The following is a 15,405-nucleotide window of genomic DNA, read 5'->3' on the forward strand; positions in this document are numbered from 1 at the left end:
TATGAATACCAAGCGTCATTCTTTATGAGGCTTGGTATCAGAACTGAAACCGTGTCCGCAAAGCAATCGAGGCATTGTCGTAGGCCTCCAGTTTTTCATACTGAGCTTCGATGCCGATATGGCTGTAGTCGCTGTCATGGGCGATGCGGAAACCGGCTACCGGACCGCCGCCTTCCAGATTGCCGGCGCTTAACGCAAACCTGTCGCCGCCGGCGAAATTGGCGACCGTTTCCGACAGGTTGGCGCTGATATTCTGGCGGTAGCCGAGCCAGATCTCCGGACGGAACATGCCGGAGCCCGTACCGGCCCGTAGCTGCGCCGTTGTACTCAACAGATGGCCGTCGCGCGCCCCGATCGTCAGGTCGAAACTGTCCCCGCCACCGCTTTCGCTACGGCCGTTTTCGCTCAGGCCGTAAAAGTCGGCCGTCCATTCCGGCGTAAAGACCAGCCCGCCAGCCTTGATGCCGTAGCTGATGCCAGCGCCGGCGCTTTGCGACCATCCGGTCCAGCGCGCCTTCGATGTATGGATGGCGTAGGTGTTGAGCAGGTTGCGCGTGCTTTCCAACTGGACATAGCCGGCACCGGCATGGGCCCAGGCCTTCATCGCCCCCATTCGCAGACGCCAGTAGCCACCCAGGGTCAGATCCGAGGCGGCGCTGGCCTCGTTATAGATGGCGTAGGCATCCTCCGGCGTCGAAGCGGTCAGCGACAAATAGACCCCGACCATCTGGTTGCCGTACAGTTCGCGTTCGCGCCCGCCGGCGAAGTTGATCGTGGCGGCGTTGAAGCCGGCGGTGTCGCCGGTATCGCGGCTGGTGCTGTAGCCATACTGCTGCAGCCAGTACTGGCCGCCGTCATTGTCCGGAATGACGGTGAGGGCGCCCAAGGACCGATTGACCGACTGGCTGCCCAGCGACAGGCTGAGCAGGTTTTCGCCGGAATAGTCGGGCAGGTATTGGTTGTAGACCTGGTCGAAGCCGGCCTTGTCGGTTTCGCTAAGCAAGGCTACCTGGCCGCCGGTGTCCGCTCCGAGTGCGCTCAGCACCGGCATTAGGGCGGTGTACTGGTTGTCGGAATAGCCGGCTTCCGCCTGGGTTTTCAGGCGGAAATTGGCCGAAAGCTCGGTCGCCGCGTCGTTCAGTTCGAGATCGGCATGGTAGAGGTAGGGCACATAGCCGTCGCGGGTCGAGGATTCGATGTCGCCCAGGTCGATGCTGGCCGAGGTCAGCAGACGGAACTGGGTCGGGGTCGTGACCAACTTATCGAGGCTTAGGTTCAAGGTGGCGCCGTCGTCGAAGACGCTAGCGCCGCTATTGATCAGGGGCGCGGTCGCAGGATTGTCGCTGTCGAGCGTCAGGCCCAGCGTGCTGTCGCTATCGACATACAGGCTGTTCAGGTTCAGATGGGTGCCGGAGTAGAGCACGGCTGCGCTACCGCCGGTCAGGGCCATGGCGATTCCGCCTGACGAGGTGAGGCTGCCGGCATAGGTGGCTTCATCGCTCAGGATCAGGCTGCCGGTCCCTGCGCCGAAATCGATGTCACCGTAGATCAGGCCACCCGAGGACGACACGGCATCGTGCCCCGACCCTAGCAGGATCCTGCCATAGATATAGGGGGCGGCGATGTCGTCGTCTTCGGGCGCATTGTCGGTTTGTGTCAAGGCCAGGCCGACCGTATTGGTGCGTGTATCGATGGCGATCGCGCTGCCGGTAAGACTGTCCGCCGTGTCGTCGCCGTTGTCATCGGTGGCGGTGACGGACGCGCTGATGCCACCGCTGGTGTCGATGCGGGTCAGGGTGTTGGACCGGTCTTCGATTGCGGTGGCGTTGGCGGTCGATCCGGTGGCGGTGGCCGAGATGGATGCCCCTTCGGCGACTGTGAGGATGGGCAGGTCGGCGCCCGATGCGATGGCCACGGCGCGGGCCGTCTTGCCGCCACCGACCGTGGTGTAGACGTCTTCGCCATCGATCTCGTCCGAGGTGGTTACCGTGGCCGTGGAACCCAGGATGGAACCTGTAATATCCAGCCTAGGCGTTGCAGTGCCCGATTCGAGCGACAGCGCCGTACTGTCGGCAGCATAGGCGTACGACGCCAGGCTGCCGTCGACCCCGATGCCGTTGTCGATCGTCACAGCGTGGCCCATCCCGCCGATCTGGACAGCCTTCGACGCAACGCCGTCGAAAATGCCGTACCCCGCGATCGAACCGCGGACCAGAAGACCGTAATTGACATCGGACGGATCGATCGCCGTGTCGGTATAGGATACGCCGCCGATGGCGATGTCCTGATCGGCTGAGCCCAGGCGAAAGGCCGGAGCGCCGCCATACAGCACCAGTGAGGCGGTCGACTGGTCGGAGTCGGTCAGTCCGTCGCCGTCCTCGTCGGTATTGTCGTCGTCCTCGCTGGTGGGGGCGGCACCAAACAGTATGCCGTTGGCGACATTGCCCGACACCGAGACCAAAGGCCCGGACTGCAGGAGGTTCAGGGCTGGATCGAGACCATCGATGATGTCCTGGTCGGGGCGATAGGTCAGGGAATAGGCTGCGCCGGTATAGGTGCCGTCCAGGATCAGCGAGCCACCGATGTCGCCGTTCAGCGTGATGGCGGAACTGTCCTTGCCGTAGGCGCCGACCGACCCGCTAAGATAGACATTGCCGGTCACGCCCTGGTCCAGCGCAATGCCGGTGGACTGGTCGCCAATAAGCGACAGGCTGCCGTCAAAGGTCACGTCGCCGTCGATGCCATTTTCGAAGCGGATGCCGTAGGACTGGTTGCCCTGGACGCTGATGGCGCTGGTGCTCGACACAGAGACGTCGCCGGTGAAGGGGGAGGCGCCGGTCGATCGGATGCCGTAGCGACCTGTCCCTTCTGCGAAGGGCGCATCGGTGACGTCGTCGTCATTGCTGTCTTCGGCGTCGAAATCGTCGGTTACCGAAATGTCCCCGTCGATCGTCAGGGTCTGGGTGCGGCCAGGAACGTCGGTGATCCAAAGGCCGGTGCTGTCGGACGCCGACTCAGTCATGTCGATCGTGCCCTCGAAATCGAGGACATTGTCGCTGTCCAGCGTGATGGCTGTACCTTGCGTCAGGGTGATCGAGCCGTCGGAGGTAACGGTCGTGTCGCCGGTGGTGCTGGTGGCCATGGGCGCGGTGGTGGCTGTGGAGATAGAGGTCGCCGCGAAGGTCGGCGTGGCCAGGACGAGGCCAAGACCGGTCGCGGCGAGAAGGGCATGTCTGCGCATGAAGGATCCTGCAACTGAGGCGTTATGGGGCCAGTTGTACGGATCGCCTTGACGGCAATGAGACGGCAAAACTTCGGGATTGTTACTGAGTTACGGCGGTGAAACTATGTTTCAGGATTGTCAGTTTGGGGGGGGGACGAGACGTGCGGAATCTGACGCGTCAGTGCGGCGGAACCCGTGTAAAAGGGTTGTCCACAGACAAGCCAGATAAGCCAGATGGACAGCGCCAGGGTGGCAAATTCTTTTGCTATCCCTCTGTTCGTCTCGACGAGCTTTGCTCGTCCTTAAGGCAGGTAGAACCTGGCGCAAGCCTTGGCGAGAAACGCTGTCCATCTGGCTTATCTGTGGACAACCTTTTTTAGGATAGTACGGCTTCGCAGAAGGTCCAGACCTTTGTCACGCGCCTCCGCCTCAGCCGTAAACCTTCGGATAGCCGGGCCGGTGGCCGCCGTAGGGGCCATAGGCGCCTGCACGTGCCGCCTGATAATGCGGCTGGGGGTAACCGGCGCGGTCGCCGTAGCGGTATGCCGGGGGCAGGGCAGGGCTGTGCCAGCCGTCGGCCCGGACCGGCGCGGCGGGCTCTGTTACTCCACCTTCGGAAGCCTTGCTTAACGGACGTTCGAACAGGTCGGGCTGGTCGGCGGACGGTAGCGGATCGGGCAAAGAAGGTCGCTGGGCACTGGACATGGACGCATCCGCAACTTGGGTGGTGGATACTCACTTCATAGGCTTGAGTCGCGGCGTCTGGCGACGCGTTGCCGCCAAAATTTCGTCAAACATGTGGATAGAACCCATGCGCTTTGTTAGCGCTATCACAACAAAATCAAACACTTGCCTCAGGCCTTCGGGGTTTGCTACTTTTCTTGTGGCAATTGGAAAATTTTCAATTAAATTAAGGATATAGCGAAACAAAACACCGCGCGCCAAAGCGCGGGAACGGGGAGACATGATGCGACATATGCAGGGCGTCAGCCTGACCTATGGTTTGCTGGAAACGCTGGGCCAGTCGATCGTCGTCGGCGAATTCGAGGCGAGCGGTTTTCCGACCGAGGCCGAACTGTGCATCCGCTTTGGCGCCAGCCGTACCGTGGCGCGCGAAGCCGTTAAGATGCTGACGGCCAAGGGACTGCTGTCGTCGCGTCCACGCCAGGGAACCCGCGTCGAAGCCGTCTCCAACTGGAACCTGCTCGACCCCGATGTCACCCGATGGATGACCGAGCGGCCCTATACCAACAAGATTTACCGCGAACTGACCGAGGTACGACTGGCCATCGAGCCGGTCGCGGCCGCCTTGGCCGCCAAGCGCGCCACCAAGGCCGATCTGAAGGCGATGCGGGCGGCGTTCAACGCCATGCGCGACGAGGCCAGCCATCACGATCTGGCGCTGCTGGCCGATATCGACTTCCACGTCGCCATCCTGAAGGCGTCGGGCAATCCGTTCATCATTCAGTTGAAAGAGCTGATTCATACAGCGCTGACCATATCGATCGGTCTGACCAACCGGATCGCCGGCCACACCGCCAGCCTGCCGGCGCATGAAGCGGTCCTTATCGCCATCGAGAACGGCCAGCACGATGTAGCGGAAAAGGCCATGCGCGCCATCATCGCCGAGTCGATCGACATGATCGATACGTTTAAAGGCGATTAAACCGGTAAGGGCGATTAAACCGGAACGATATGGTTGCGGATCCACGACGCGAAGGCCTCGGCGCCCAGTTCACCGTCGGCCACCACCATGAAACCCAGGAAGCAGGCGGTGTCGTCGGCGTTCAGCCGGTACCCGTTCAAGGTCAGGAACAGCTCGATCACCACCAGGGCCGTCGGCAGGTTGGCCGCATGGAACAACTGGTCATGGGCCAGGCCATAGCCGTAACAGGCCGCCAGCGCCGCCAGGTCCGTCGCAGAACTCTGGTTCAGCACATGGGCGCGGGCGTACAGCATTTTCAGCATGCTGACCTCGCGCAGGCCGGTGCGGCCGCCATGCTGGGCGCAGATCTCGTCGTGGACGGCCTGGATGACACCGTCCTTGATCAGTTGAAACGCCATTTTACTTGTTCAGTTCGTTGACGACGTTGCGGCGCTTGCGCATCAACTCGCGCGCCGTGTTCATCTGCTCGGCAAAACCGGGGTCATAGGGCAGCAGCCGATAGCCGTCCGGCGTCGCCGTGATGAAAATGCTGTCGCCCTTGTCCAGCTTCAACCGGGTCAACACCTCCTTGGGCATGATGATCCCCAGCGAATTGCCGATCTTGGTGACCTTCAGTTCCATACCCAATCCTCCAAACGCGTGTAGTACTGACGTTAGAACTGCGCCGGGCCGAGAGTCAAGGCCGTGTTGTCATTCCATATTGTCAGGTCGTAAAACTCGTATAACGTCCTTGAGATATAAGCAAAAATCTTCGGGTTGGATCGTTTCAGGCGTTATGGTTTCAGGGGACTCGAGCAGAGGCAAAAGGCGCGGCGTCGGTGACATTTTGGCAGCCCTTGTTGTCGTGATGGTCACCTTCGCGGCGGCCGTCGCCGTGCTGGGCTTCACCCTGACGAACAGCCTGGCTGGCGGGCGGTTTCTGGTCGCCGGTGATGGCGTTATCTACACGCTTTCCGAAGGGCCGACCTGGTCCGGCGTGGCGCTGACCGGCACAGGCTGCGCTGAACCGATGCTCGTGCTGACGCCGAATGACCTCGGCGAAGGCGGCGGCGCGCGCGCCCCTCTGATCCGCTGCCTGATGGACGCGCCGGACGCGGCGGTACGCGGGAGCGATGCCGCCGGGCAGGTTCAGGTGCAACCGCTGCGCTCGCGTCCGAAATTGTGGCACCTGACAGCCGACGTCTGGATACCGGTCATCATCGGCTTGCTGAGCTGGGGCCTGAGCGGAGGCCTGTGGGCCTTTCGTCCGCGCGAACTGGCGACCCAGTTGTTCGCCCTGGGCGGCTTGGCCTTCATGTCGTCGCTTCTGATCATTGGCAGCTTCACCGCCCACCATCCGGGCAGCGATCCCGCTATCTTCTCCGCCCTGCTTCACGCCAACCTGATCGCCAACCAAACCTTTTATTTCGCCCTGATGGCGCTGTTTCTGTCCTATCCGGTACGGCTGATCCCACCGGTGGGGGCCTGGGGTGTCGTGGCTCTGAGCGTGCCCTGTGCCCTCGCTCAGGTGTCCCTGATCTCGCCGGCGGTGACCGGTCTGCTGGCCGTCGCCAACATGCTGGTCATCATCGCCCTGATCGTTTGGCAGTTCTTTGCCACGCGGGCCAAGCCGCGCGAACGCGCCGCCCTGACCTGGCTGGGCCTGTCGGTGGCCGTCGGCTGCGCCCTGTGGGCCGGCACCCTGGCCATCGGCATGCTTCAGGGCGGCAGCGGCGATCCTGGCGTCTTCGGTCTGGTGCTGTTCTTTCCATTTTACGTCGGCCTGACCCTGGGCGTGGCGCGCTTCTGCCTGGTCGAGCTCCAGGACTGGACGTTTCGCATCCTGTTCTTTCTGGCGGCTGCCGTACTGTTCCTGGCGGTTGATGCCGCCCTGGTCATGGTCGCCGGGTTGGGGCAGGGCGTCGCCTTGACCGTCACCTTGCTGGTGGTCGCTTTCGGCTATCTGCCGGTGCGGGATCTGGTCTGGCGGCGTCTGCGCGACGGCAAGACCCTGAGCGAGGCCGCTATGTTCGAGGCGGTGCTGGCCATCGCCTTCGCCGCGACACCGGGCGAACGGGCCCAACGCTGGCGCGACCTGCTGCAGGGCCTGTTCCGGCCGTTGCGGATCGAGCCCGCACCGGCGGAGGTCGCCGAGGCTACCATCTCCGGCGAAGGCCTGCATCTCAGCCTTCCCGCCGCAGCCGAAGCGCCCGCCCTGATCCTCAGCTATGCCCGCGACGGGCGAGGCCTGTTCTCCCCGTCGCAACTGCGCTTGGCGCGACAACTGGTTCAACTGGTGCGAACGGCATCACAATCGCGCGACGCCTGGGAACGCGGCGCGGCCACGGTGCGGCGCCAGATGGCGCAGGACCTTCATGACGACGTCGGGGCGCGGCTGTTGTCGGGACTGAACCAGGCCGATGCGGTGACGCGGCCGATTCTGCACGACGCCCTTCGCGACATTCGTGCCATCTCGAGCGCAATGCTGGGCCAGACAGCGCCCCTGGACGGGGTCATGGCCGATATCCGCTTTGAAAGCGTTCGGCGACTCGAAGCGGCGGGCGTGGTGACGGATTGGCCCCTGTGGCCCCACGGCGGACCGGCCGTTCTGGCCGACTACCGGCTGCAGAAGGCGCTGACCTCGGGCCTGCGGGAAATCGTCTCCAACATCATCAAACACGCCGGCGCGCGGCATGTGGCGGTCGATATGCGGCTGGAGGGTGACGCCTTGACCTGTGCTGTCGCCGATGACGGTGTCGGCCTGAGCGACCTGGCCGTATCCGGCGAGACGGCCGGGCAGGGGCTGAAAGGCCTCCAGCGTCGTGCCGGGGAGGTTGGCGGTTCCGTGCGCTTCGACTCACAAGGGGGCGGCACACGCGTGGTTCTGACCTTGCCCTTGCGACCAAATGCGGAGATCCTCGCACCATGACGCGCGTGTGCCTTCTTGTCGAAGACCAGCCCGCCAACCGCGACTGGTTGACGGCCGTCCTGGCGGAGACCTTTCCTCAGGTCCAGGTCGTCCATGCCCCCAACCTGCGCGAGGCCCGGGCGTGGCTGGACGGCGGCGCTCGGGGATTGTGGCTGGCCCTGATCGACCTGGGGCTGCCTGATGGTTCGGGCGTGACCCTGATCCGAGATGTGAAACTGGCCGCGCCCACGGCGATGGTGGTGGTCGCGACCATCTATGACGACGACACGCACCTGTTCGACGCTCTGGCCGCCGGCGCCCACGGTTACCTGCTCAAGGACGAGGACCGGGCGGCGATGACTCATTTTCTCAGGCGCATCGAGACCGGCGATCCGCCCCTGTCGCCGTCGATCGCGCGGCGGCTGCTCAAACATTTCCACAGGTCGGAGGTCGAGGCGCCGGCCCCGGACAATGAAGTCGTTCTGACCGGACGCGAGACTGAGACCCTGACCCTGCTGGCGCGCGGCCTGACCATTGCAGAAGTGGCAAAGGCCCTGAACCTGAAACCCCAGACTGTGGCCGGCTACGTCAAGGTGATCTACCAGAAGCTCAATGTCTCGTCGCGCGCCGAGGCGACCCTGAAGGCGGTCAAACGCGGCCTGGCCTGAGACAACGAAAAGCCCGCCGGCGGAACCGGCGGGCCTGGACTGTGCGGTAACGAGACCTTAAACGCAGGCCTCGGCCTGTTTGATCAGATCGTCCATACCGGTGGTGTTCAATTCTTCCATGAGGGCGGGGGTCGGTGTCGGAGCGGCCTTGTAAATCTCACCCAAAGCCTCGCCGACCGACTTGGTCGAAGCCGCCAGTTCGTCCATCTGCTGCAGGGTCTCGGTGTCTTCGGCCGAAGGACTGGTCATGCCCTCGCGCAACAGGCCAATGGTCTCTTTCAGGGTGTCGCCCATCTTGACCATGGTCTCACCGACCGCGCGGCAACGCATGTTTTCGGCATCGGTCCGCGCCAGAGCGGAACCCGGCAGCGCGGCGCCAAACGCCAGAACCGCAATAGCGGCGACGGCAAATTTCATCATAGGGGAACCCCTTCCAGTCTCATTGTTTTTGGAGTTGCATGGTCACGAATGCGCCATGATTTAGCCACAAGTCCTAATTTTCACAGCCGCGGCAATCACGTATTGCCGTGGTTGCCGAGGGACCCTACAGACAGGTCCGTCCTTGCCAGCCGCCCGATGCCGCGAGGTTTCGCGAGCATCAAGTTACTGACTCAACAGTCTTTCTGCGGGATCATCCCGTCGCCCCTCAAGTTGTCCACAGGATAGCCCGGCCGTGCGGAATTACAACCCCCAGATCAGGGGTTACAGAATTTGTAATCCGTTCGTTAACCCAATGTGGCGAAAGTGCGGCCAAGGCCTACCGCAGGGCTGATGCCAGGGTGTCCTGCAGGTATTTCATGGCTTCGACATACTCGGTCTGTTTGGCTCGCGCTTCCATGACGTCGGCCGTGAGGTCCTCGACATGGGTCTGCAGCCACCAGATGTTACCGAAGGGATCTTTCATTCGTCCGACGCGGTCGCCGGAGGCCAAGGCCTTGCAGCCGCTGATCATGGTGCCGCCGGCGCGGATGGCGCGCGCAAAAGTGGCGTCGCAGTCTTCGACGTAAAGCCTGACAAAGGCCGGGGTCGGCGGCCAGCCCCTGGGCCGGTCGAAGGCCATGACGATGGCGCCGTGAACCCGGATCTCGGCGTGTTCGATGCGGCCGTTCCTGCCGGTGATGCGGCTGAGTTCGTTCGCGCCAAAAGCCTGTTGCAGAAATTCGATCAGCCCCGCCGTATCGGGGCCGATGATCCAGGGGGTGACGGTGCTGTAACCGTCGGGAATATAGGACGCCATGGCGCGGCTCCGCGCGATACCTGTGGCGCAGCAGGGCGCGCCTTGACCTGAGAAACCCGCCGAGCCACCGCCGCGATCAGCGGCCACAAGGTGCCGGGTTCGGTATCAGGAGACAATGTGGAACCTCGGCAATGGGCTGAAAAGGCTCGATATAAGAAACCGGACAAACGCGTTGAAGTCGGTTTGTATAAGTGCCCGTAGCTCAACTATGTGTCACGATCCTAAATTGAATTTTCTCTTCAATGCAATTCCAGCGAGAAAGGTGGTGCCTATGCCGATTATTGATTCCATGGTGCCTAGGCACTTAAAAAAGAAGTAACGTACTGACTTAACATCCAACTTTAAGCTTTTCTCAAAATCGGCAGATGTGTCGAATATTCCCGCGGGGTATATTTTTCCGAACGCTATATTGGCGTAAGTCGTAAAATTTGATTTATAGCTCTCTGTAAGAAATTTCAGATTGTCATATGAAAGCATACTTTCGGACAGGGAAAACCGTGTTTCAAAAATAGCCCAATAAATAGTTGAAAAGGTAACCGGAAGCAGTATGAATGTTATTACGAGTGGGGTTAATATCTTCTCCCCATATCCAGACAATATACCATATATAACGGCCACCAGCCTATCAAATGGGGGAGCGTCTGGTCGGCGACGTCGAGACATGACTTCAAGTACATAAAACATATGTTTCGAATTTAATCTTTCATTGTCTCCCATCTCCTTCTTCAATTTTCTAAAGCATGACTCAAGTTTCGAAAAATACGATGATTTCATGAATCTCTTCAAGCCAATGAACTTTTTATATAGTGTAAAGCTCAAAATAGCATCGACGAGTCTGTGACTAGCCGCGGACATGTCGTCATACTCTTGCTTAGAAGAAATTTTAATATATTTAAGTTTCCTGATTTTCAGTAATCTTAAATGAGATTTTAATTTTGCGGGAAGTGCGTTGATTCCTTGGTAGTTTATCGATAGTTTAGGGTCCGACGTAGTATGGGCAATTCTGTTGAATATATCTCTGCCGATCTTCCAAAAGTTCACTTTACTATTATTTGAAAATATATTCCTTCGTATCGCCTTTCTAAAATCTGTATTGTAAAATGTAGTTCCGTCGTGCAGTGTTGATCCGTGAAAATTTGCAACTCCGTAGAATGTTGCGTAGTCGAATACAGCCTTTGACTTGAAGTTTCTATTTGAAATATCAAAATTCTCATAATAAATAGAGCCGGCGCAATTAAACTGGTTAATTGTTTGAAAGTCTTCTATCTGTTGGGAATCTGATTCTCTGATTACCCCTGTGTATAAGTGTCCATTTTGATCCTTTTCTATTTGTATCGTCTGATTTCCGCTTAGCAGTTGCTCATTTGCTGAATCTCCAAAGCAAATAAAATCGGAGAAAAATAAGCTATTCTTAACGATGAGCTGACTCTTGAATTTGCAATGGGAAAAATCAACAGTACCTATTGCGATCAAATTCGAAAAATTTGTTTTTGATTGGGAATTTACGCTGGCTGAAGTTTGCATTTTCAAGGAAAGTGCAGCCTTCAAAATTTACAATGTGACTTGGGTGATTCTTTGCTGAATGACCATTTTCTTCGTCAAAGAACGTGCCTCCGCTAAAATTTGTATTTCCAGAGAAAAGGCTCGATTGAAATGTTGCGGCTCGCCTAAAGGTTGATCCACTAAAATCTATTGCCTCAATAAATTTGCAGTTGTCAAATTGTATATAGCTATCAAATTCAGAGTCTATACAGAACACGGACCCCAAGAAAAAGGCAGAAGAAAAAGTTGCATCATATCTAAATCTTGATTTGTTGAAATTACACTCCGATAGAAAAGTTGCTCGTAAGAATGATGATTTAGAAGGTACCACACATTCACTAAAATCAACGAAACTCTCAAAAAAGCAGTCGTCAAATTTTATATACGAATATCCTTTCGCGCTTGATTGTTCTGCGTTATTGAGGTTGCTAAATATTTTCTTTATGTATTCTACATCAGAAATCCAGCATCCATTCATGTAAAATTGCTTTTCTTCTAAAGAAATTCTATATTCTATAATGGAGTTTATCGCTCTTAATCTTTCAGATTTTGACAAACCTTCTATCTTTGTGTCAACAATTTGATTGTGTTGTGAATTGTAGTTGACAGATATGCTGGGAATGTGGGCAATATGATACTCGACACCCTCCCATTCGCATATTTCTTTTAACGCCAATAAATCATTTTTTGTTCTTCCTCCAAGCCAATATTCTTGAAGATCCTTATAAATACTACCTTCTATTTTATGAGATTTTAAATTCTCCCATGAAAAATTTTTTGCTTTCCAACGGCATATAGCTAATTCTTTAACTGTGCTCACATAGCTCGACATGAGAGATAAGGAAATATTGGCGTCTGAGTTTGTGTTGAGCTCCTGAGTATTCATATTTTTTCCTTGAGATGCGAATCAACTCAATCTTACCTCGAAATCTGAGTTGCGTATATTTCTTGTTTTGATTGCATTCGCGCGTTTTGTGAAATATGAGCGAGAATTCGGCTATCGATTTCATCAGGAGAACGTCTTGCAATTGCGCGCGATGAAGTCGGCGTGGGTTGGCTGGGCCTGGGCCGTGCGATTCAGGATCATCCGAATCTGCTCGAGCCGGCCGGTGATCTCCGCCGTCGATACCGCCTCGGCCATGGGGTCATAGTCGCGCGGAAAGATTCCCTGTTTCGTCAGCACAGTGACCCAACTGGGCAGTTTGAACAGTTCGCGGTCGTCGATGAAAACGCGGCCGGAGTCGCGAAACAGGTCGATGCGCGCCTGCAGGGTGTCGGATACCGGATTGTTGCGCAGGGCGTCCCAGAAGGGTTGACCCTCGCGGCCATTCGCCTTGTAGTGCAGCACCAGGAAGTCGCGCACCTCCTCGTAGTCGAAGGCTGTTTGCCGATTGAACTCGTCCGCCAGGGCGTGCGACCAAGACGCGGAGGGCATGAAGGTCAGGAGCTTCATGACCCCTTTTTGGATCAGATGGATCGAGGTTGATTCCAGCGGTTCCAGAAAGCCCGCCGACAGACCGACAGCCACGCAGTTCTTGACCCAGGCTTTGCTCCGGCGGCCCGTCCGGAAGCGGATGATGCGCGGATCGCCAAGCGGCCGGCCGTCCAGATTGGCCATAAGCGTCGCGGCGGCTGCGTCGTCCGAGATGTGCCGGCTGGAATAGACATAGCCATTGCCTGTGCGGTGCTGAAGCGGGATGCGCCATTGCCAGCCGGCCTCACGTGCTGTGGCCCGGGTAAAGGGCAACAGCGGTTCCGTTCGGGCACTGGGGACGGCGACGGCGCTGTCGCAGGGCAGCAATCCCGTCCAGTCGTTGAATCCGGCTTCGAGAGCGCCCTCGATCAAAAGGGCACGAAAACCGGAACAGTCCACGAAGAAATCGCCTTCGACCCGCTGGCCGGACGCCAGTTTGACGCCGGTGATAAAGCCCGTCTCAGGCTGTTGTTCGACCTCGACGATACGGCCTTCGACACGGTTGACCCCATAGCTCTGCGCCAGGGTGCGCAGGTTGCGGGCATAGAGGCCGGCATCGAAATGGTAGGCATAGGACAGGATCGACATCGGCGACTGGCCGTCGCTGCTGCGCAGGTTGAAGCGGCTGTCGCGGGCCAGGGCGGCGTTCAGGTTGAAATCCTCCAGCGGTGCGGCATAGCCGGCCGCCCTGGCCTTCAGCCAGTACTGATGGAAATCGCACACCCCCAGGCTCTGGCCGTAGGGACTGAACGGGTGGAGATAGGATTCGCCCGGCCGGTTCCAGCCGGCGAATTCGATCCCCAGCTTGAAGGTGCCCTGGGTCGCCTGGATAAAGTCGCGCTCATGCAGGCCGACCAGGCTGTTGAAGACGGCCAGCAGGGGAACGGAGGCCTCGCCGACGCCGATGGTGCCGATCTCGTCGGACTCGACGACGGTTATGCGTACCGGCATGTTTCGCATGTAGCGGCTGAGCCCTGCGGCTGCCATCCAGCCGGCCGAGCCGCCGCCGACGATGACGATATGCTCGACCCGTCCGGTCATGACGCCTTCAGGAAGCTGGGTGAGGGACAGTGGGCGCGGATGAAGTCCTCATGCGCCGGCAACTTGGCGGCCACCGCGGCAATTTGCTCGCGTCTTTGCCGCATCAGGCTTTGGACCTGGTCCAGCGGCAGGCGGTCGACCAGAGGGTCGTAACTTTCCGGGATCAGGCCCTGGCCGACAAAGACGGAGATCCAGGAAGGCTGGTGGAAATGGTCATAGTCGTAGAGCAGGGGAATGCCACGCGCCCGGAACAGCTCGATCTTGTAGGCCAGGGTGTCCGGCATGGCCATGTTACGGGTATAGCGCCACAGTTCTCCATCGTCACGGCTTTGCAGAACGTAGTGCAGGATGATGAAGTCGCGCACCCGCTCGTAACTTAGCTGCATCTTGCGGTTATATTCGGCCTCAAGAACCGGACTCGGCCCCTTGTCGGGATAGTGCTCCAGGAAACGGACCACCGCGGTCTGGATCAGGTTGATCGACGTCGATTCCAGCGGCTCCAGAAAGCCCGAGGCCAGGCCGGCGCAGATGCAGTTCTTGGCCCAGAACCGATTGCGGTGGCCGGTTAGGAAACGGACCAGCATGGGGTCCTTCAAGGCCTTGCCGTCGAGGTTTTGCAGCAGCACATCAGCGGCGGCCTGTTCGTCCATGAAGCGGCTGGAGAAGACATGGCCATTGCCGGTGCGGTGCTGCAAGGGAATGCGCCACTGCCAGCCGGCTTCGTGGGCCATGGCGGATGTGTAGGGCGTCAGTGTACCCGACCGGGCGCAGGGGACGGCCCAGGCGCGGTCGACCGGCAGCCAGTGCGACCAGTCGGTGTAGCCGGCCTTCAGGGCACCTTCGATCAACAGGCCGCGAAAGCCGGTACAGTCGATGAAGAAATCGCCGTCGACAAACCGGCCATCATCCAGCGCCAGACCGGTGAGAAAGCCGGTCTCGGCGTTCGTTCCGACGTTGGCGATTCTGGCGTTGATGCGTTTGACGCCACGCTTTTCGCACAGCTCGCGCAGATAGGCGGCATAGAGGGAGGCGTCGAAATGGAAGGCGTAGGTGTAGTCGCGCAGCGCCGATTTGGGGTTGGGATTGGGCGGAAAGAACTTGCCGGCATAGGCCAGTTGCGTCGGCATCGACCAGTCGAACAGCGAGGCTGGATCGCCGGCAGCCTTCAGGCGGCGCCACATCTGGTGGGGTTCCAGGCCTTGATGGACGGCACCGAAATCGCCGAAACCGTGGAAATAGCGGTTCTCCTTGGTGCCCCAACCGACGAAGTCGATGCCCAGCTTGAACGTGGCTTCGGTGCGACGAACAAAGTCGCCCTCTTCCAGGCCGATCAGTTCGTTGAAGTCGCGAATTGTCGGGATGGTCGCTTCGCCCACGCCGATAATGCCGATGTCCTCGGACTCGACCAGGGTGATCTCGACCTCCGCAGGCACGCCGGTTCGCAAAGCGGCCGCACACATCCATCCCGCCGTTCCCCCTCCGGCGATGACAATTTTCCTGATCGGTTCGGGCATCTTGCCTCCGGACTGGGCGGTAACATGGACGTCAGTAGCACACTCTCATAAAAAGCCCTTCCGGCGCGAACGCCGGAAGGGGGAGGTCGTTTGAGAGAAGATCACATGGATCTGAGGTGCGGGAAGGTCCCGCGGACTGTGGCGCCGCATGTG

Annotated in this window: 14 protein-coding genes; 3 read left to right on the forward strand and 11 right to left on the reverse strand. The window is 58.8% G+C overall.

Features of this window, described 5'->3' with window-relative positions; all coding sequences use genetic code 11:
* Window positions 1-37 precede the first annotated feature (37 nt).
* The 3 genes from ABI_RS09985 to ABI_RS25155 form a co-directional block, all read right to left on the reverse strand.
* A complete protein-coding gene (locus tag ABI_RS09985; protein ID WP_006272814.1) occupies window positions 38-3,241 on the reverse strand; it encodes an autotransporter outer membrane beta-barrel domain-containing protein in 3,204 nt (1,067 codons plus the stop codon).
* A gap of 411 nt (window positions 3,242-3,652) precedes the next feature.
* Window positions 3,653-3,928, reverse strand: a complete 276-nt coding sequence (locus tag ABI_RS09990; RefSeq protein ID WP_006272815.1) for a hypothetical protein — start codon at window positions 3,926-3,928, stop codon at window positions 3,653-3,655.
* A gap of 30 nt (window positions 3,929-3,958) precedes the next feature.
* Complete coding sequence (locus tag ABI_RS25155; protein ID WP_157138765.1) at window positions 3,959-4,189, reverse strand: hypothetical protein; 231 nt, start codon at window positions 4,187-4,189, stop codon at window positions 3,959-3,961.
* Between the two features lies 1 nt (window position 4,190).
* Between ABI_RS25155 and ABI_RS09995 the strand changes: the two genes are divergently transcribed.
* Complete coding sequence (locus ABI_RS09995; RefSeq protein WP_040309118.1) at window positions 4,191-4,889, forward strand: FadR/GntR family transcriptional regulator; 699 nt, start codon at window positions 4,191-4,193, stop codon at window positions 4,887-4,889.
* Between the two features lie 14 nt (window positions 4,890-4,903).
* Here ABI_RS09995 and ABI_RS10000 read toward each other — a convergent pair whose 3' ends face one another.
* Both ABI_RS10000 and ABI_RS10005 read right to left on the reverse strand, forming a co-directional pair.
* On the reverse strand, window positions 4,904-5,287 hold the full coding sequence (locus ABI_RS10000) for a type II toxin-antitoxin system death-on-curing family toxin (protein ID WP_006272819.1): 384 nt from the start codon (window positions 5,285-5,287) through the stop codon (window positions 4,904-4,906).
* Between the two features lies 1 nt (window position 5,288).
* Window positions 5,289-5,510: an AbrB/MazE/SpoVT family DNA-binding domain-containing protein gene (locus ABI_RS10005; protein WP_006272820.1), complete on the reverse strand. Its 222-nt coding sequence runs from the start codon at window positions 5,508-5,510 to the stop codon at window positions 5,289-5,291.
* Between the two features lie 205 nt (window positions 5,511-5,715).
* On the opposite strand from ABI_RS10005, the gene ABI_RS10010 reads away from it, so the two are divergent.
* Together ABI_RS10010 and ABI_RS10015 are read left to right on the forward strand one after the other, a co-directional pair.
* Complete coding sequence (locus ABI_RS10010) at window positions 5,716-7,797, forward strand: sensor histidine kinase (RefSeq protein WP_157138766.1); 2,082 nt, start codon at window positions 5,716-5,718, stop codon at window positions 7,795-7,797.
* The gene (locus ABI_RS10015) at window positions 7,794-8,444 is read left to right on the forward strand and encodes a response regulator (RefSeq protein ID WP_006272823.1); all 651 of its coding nucleotides are present in this window, start codon (window positions 7,794-7,796) and stop codon (window positions 8,442-8,444) included. Before ABI_RS10010 ends, ABI_RS10015 begins: the two co-directional genes overlap by 4 nt.
* Before the next feature lie 57 nt (window positions 8,445-8,501).
* Here ABI_RS10015 and ABI_RS10020 read toward each other — a convergent pair whose 3' ends face one another.
* The 6 genes from ABI_RS10020 to ABI_RS10040 all read right to left on the reverse strand — a co-directional run bounded on the left by ABI_RS10020 (window position 8,502) and on the right by ABI_RS10040 (window position 15,252).
* Window positions 8,502-8,864, reverse strand: a complete 363-nt coding sequence (locus tag ABI_RS10020) for a hypothetical protein (RefSeq protein WP_006272824.1) — start codon at window positions 8,862-8,864, stop codon at window positions 8,502-8,504.
* Window positions 8,865-9,201: 337 nt separating this feature from the next.
* The gene (locus ABI_RS10025) at window positions 9,202-9,681 is read right to left on the reverse strand and encodes a VOC family protein (protein ID WP_006272825.1); all 480 of its coding nucleotides are present in this window, start codon (window positions 9,679-9,681) and stop codon (window positions 9,202-9,204) included.
* Between the two features lie 213 nt (window positions 9,682-9,894).
* On the reverse strand, window positions 9,895-11,211 hold the full coding sequence (locus ABI_RS25160) for a pentapeptide repeat-containing protein (protein ID WP_169313717.1): 1,317 nt from the start codon (window positions 11,209-11,211) through the stop codon (window positions 9,895-9,897).
* Window positions 11,132-12,109, reverse strand: a complete 978-nt coding sequence (locus ABI_RS25165; protein ID WP_157138767.1) for a pentapeptide repeat-containing protein — start codon at window positions 12,107-12,109, stop codon at window positions 11,132-11,134. Before ABI_RS25165 ends, ABI_RS25160 begins: the two co-directional genes overlap by 80 nt.
* Before the next feature lie 123 nt (window positions 12,110-12,232).
* Window positions 12,233-13,738, reverse strand: coding sequence for a tryptophan halogenase family protein (locus ABI_RS10035; RefSeq protein WP_006272828.1), 1,506 nt, complete (start codon window positions 13,736-13,738; stop codon window positions 12,233-12,235).
* The gene (locus ABI_RS10040; protein WP_006272829.1) at window positions 13,735-15,252 is read right to left on the reverse strand and encodes a tryptophan halogenase family protein; all 1,518 of its coding nucleotides are present in this window, start codon (window positions 15,250-15,252) and stop codon (window positions 13,735-13,737) included. Before ABI_RS10040 ends, ABI_RS10035 begins: the two co-directional genes overlap by 4 nt.
* Window positions 15,253-15,405: the final 153 nt, after the last annotated feature.

The sequence above is a fragment of the Asticcacaulis biprosthecium C19 genome (genome assembly GCF_000204015.1).
GTDB lineage: Bacteria > Pseudomonadota > Alphaproteobacteria > Caulobacterales > Caulobacteraceae > Asticcacaulis > Asticcacaulis biprosthecius.

Excerpts from the sequence above, each read along its gene's own strand:
- ABI_RS09985 (WP_006272814.1), bottom strand. The coding sequence starts at position 3,241 with ATGCGCAGACATGCCCTTCTCGCCGCGACCGGTCTTGGCCTCGTCCTG.
- ABI_RS09990 (WP_006272815.1), bottom strand. The coding sequence starts at position 3,928 with ATGTCCAGTGCCCAGCGACCTTCTTTGCCCGATCCGCTACCGTCCGCC.
- ABI_RS25155 (WP_157138765.1), bottom strand. The coding sequence starts at position 4,189 with ATGTCTCCCCGTTCCCGCGCTTTGGCGCGCGGTGTTTTGTTTCGCTAT.
- ABI_RS09995 (WP_040309118.1), top strand. The coding sequence starts at position 4,191 with ATGCGACATATGCAGGGCGTCAGCCTGACCTATGGTTTGCTGGAAACG.
- ABI_RS10000 (WP_006272819.1), bottom strand. The coding sequence starts at position 5,287 with ATGGCGTTTCAACTGATCAAGGACGGTGTCATCCAGGCCGTCCACGAC.
- ABI_RS10005 (WP_006272820.1), bottom strand. The coding sequence starts at position 5,510 with ATGGAACTGAAGGTCACCAAGATCGGCAATTCGCTGGGGATCATCATG.
- ABI_RS10015 (WP_006272823.1), top strand. The coding sequence starts at position 7,794 with ATGACGCGCGTGTGCCTTCTTGTCGAAGACCAGCCCGCCAACCGCGAC.
- ABI_RS10020 (WP_006272824.1), bottom strand. The coding sequence starts at position 8,864 with ATGATGAAATTTGCCGTCGCCGCTATTGCGGTTCTGGCGTTTGGCGCC.
- ABI_RS10025 (WP_006272825.1), bottom strand. The coding sequence starts at position 9,681 with ATGGCGTCCTATATTCCCGACGGTTACAGCACCGTCACCCCCTGGATC.
- ABI_RS25165 (WP_157138767.1), bottom strand. The coding sequence starts at position 12,109 with ATGAATACTCAGGAGCTCAACACAAACTCAGACGCCAATATTTCCTTA.
- ABI_RS10035 (WP_006272828.1), bottom strand. The coding sequence starts at position 13,738 with ATGACCGGACGGGTCGAGCATATCGTCATCGTCGGCGGCGGCTCGGCC.
- ABI_RS10040 (WP_006272829.1), bottom strand. The coding sequence starts at position 15,252 with ATGCCCGAACCGATCAGGAAAATTGTCATCGCCGGAGGGGGAACGGCG.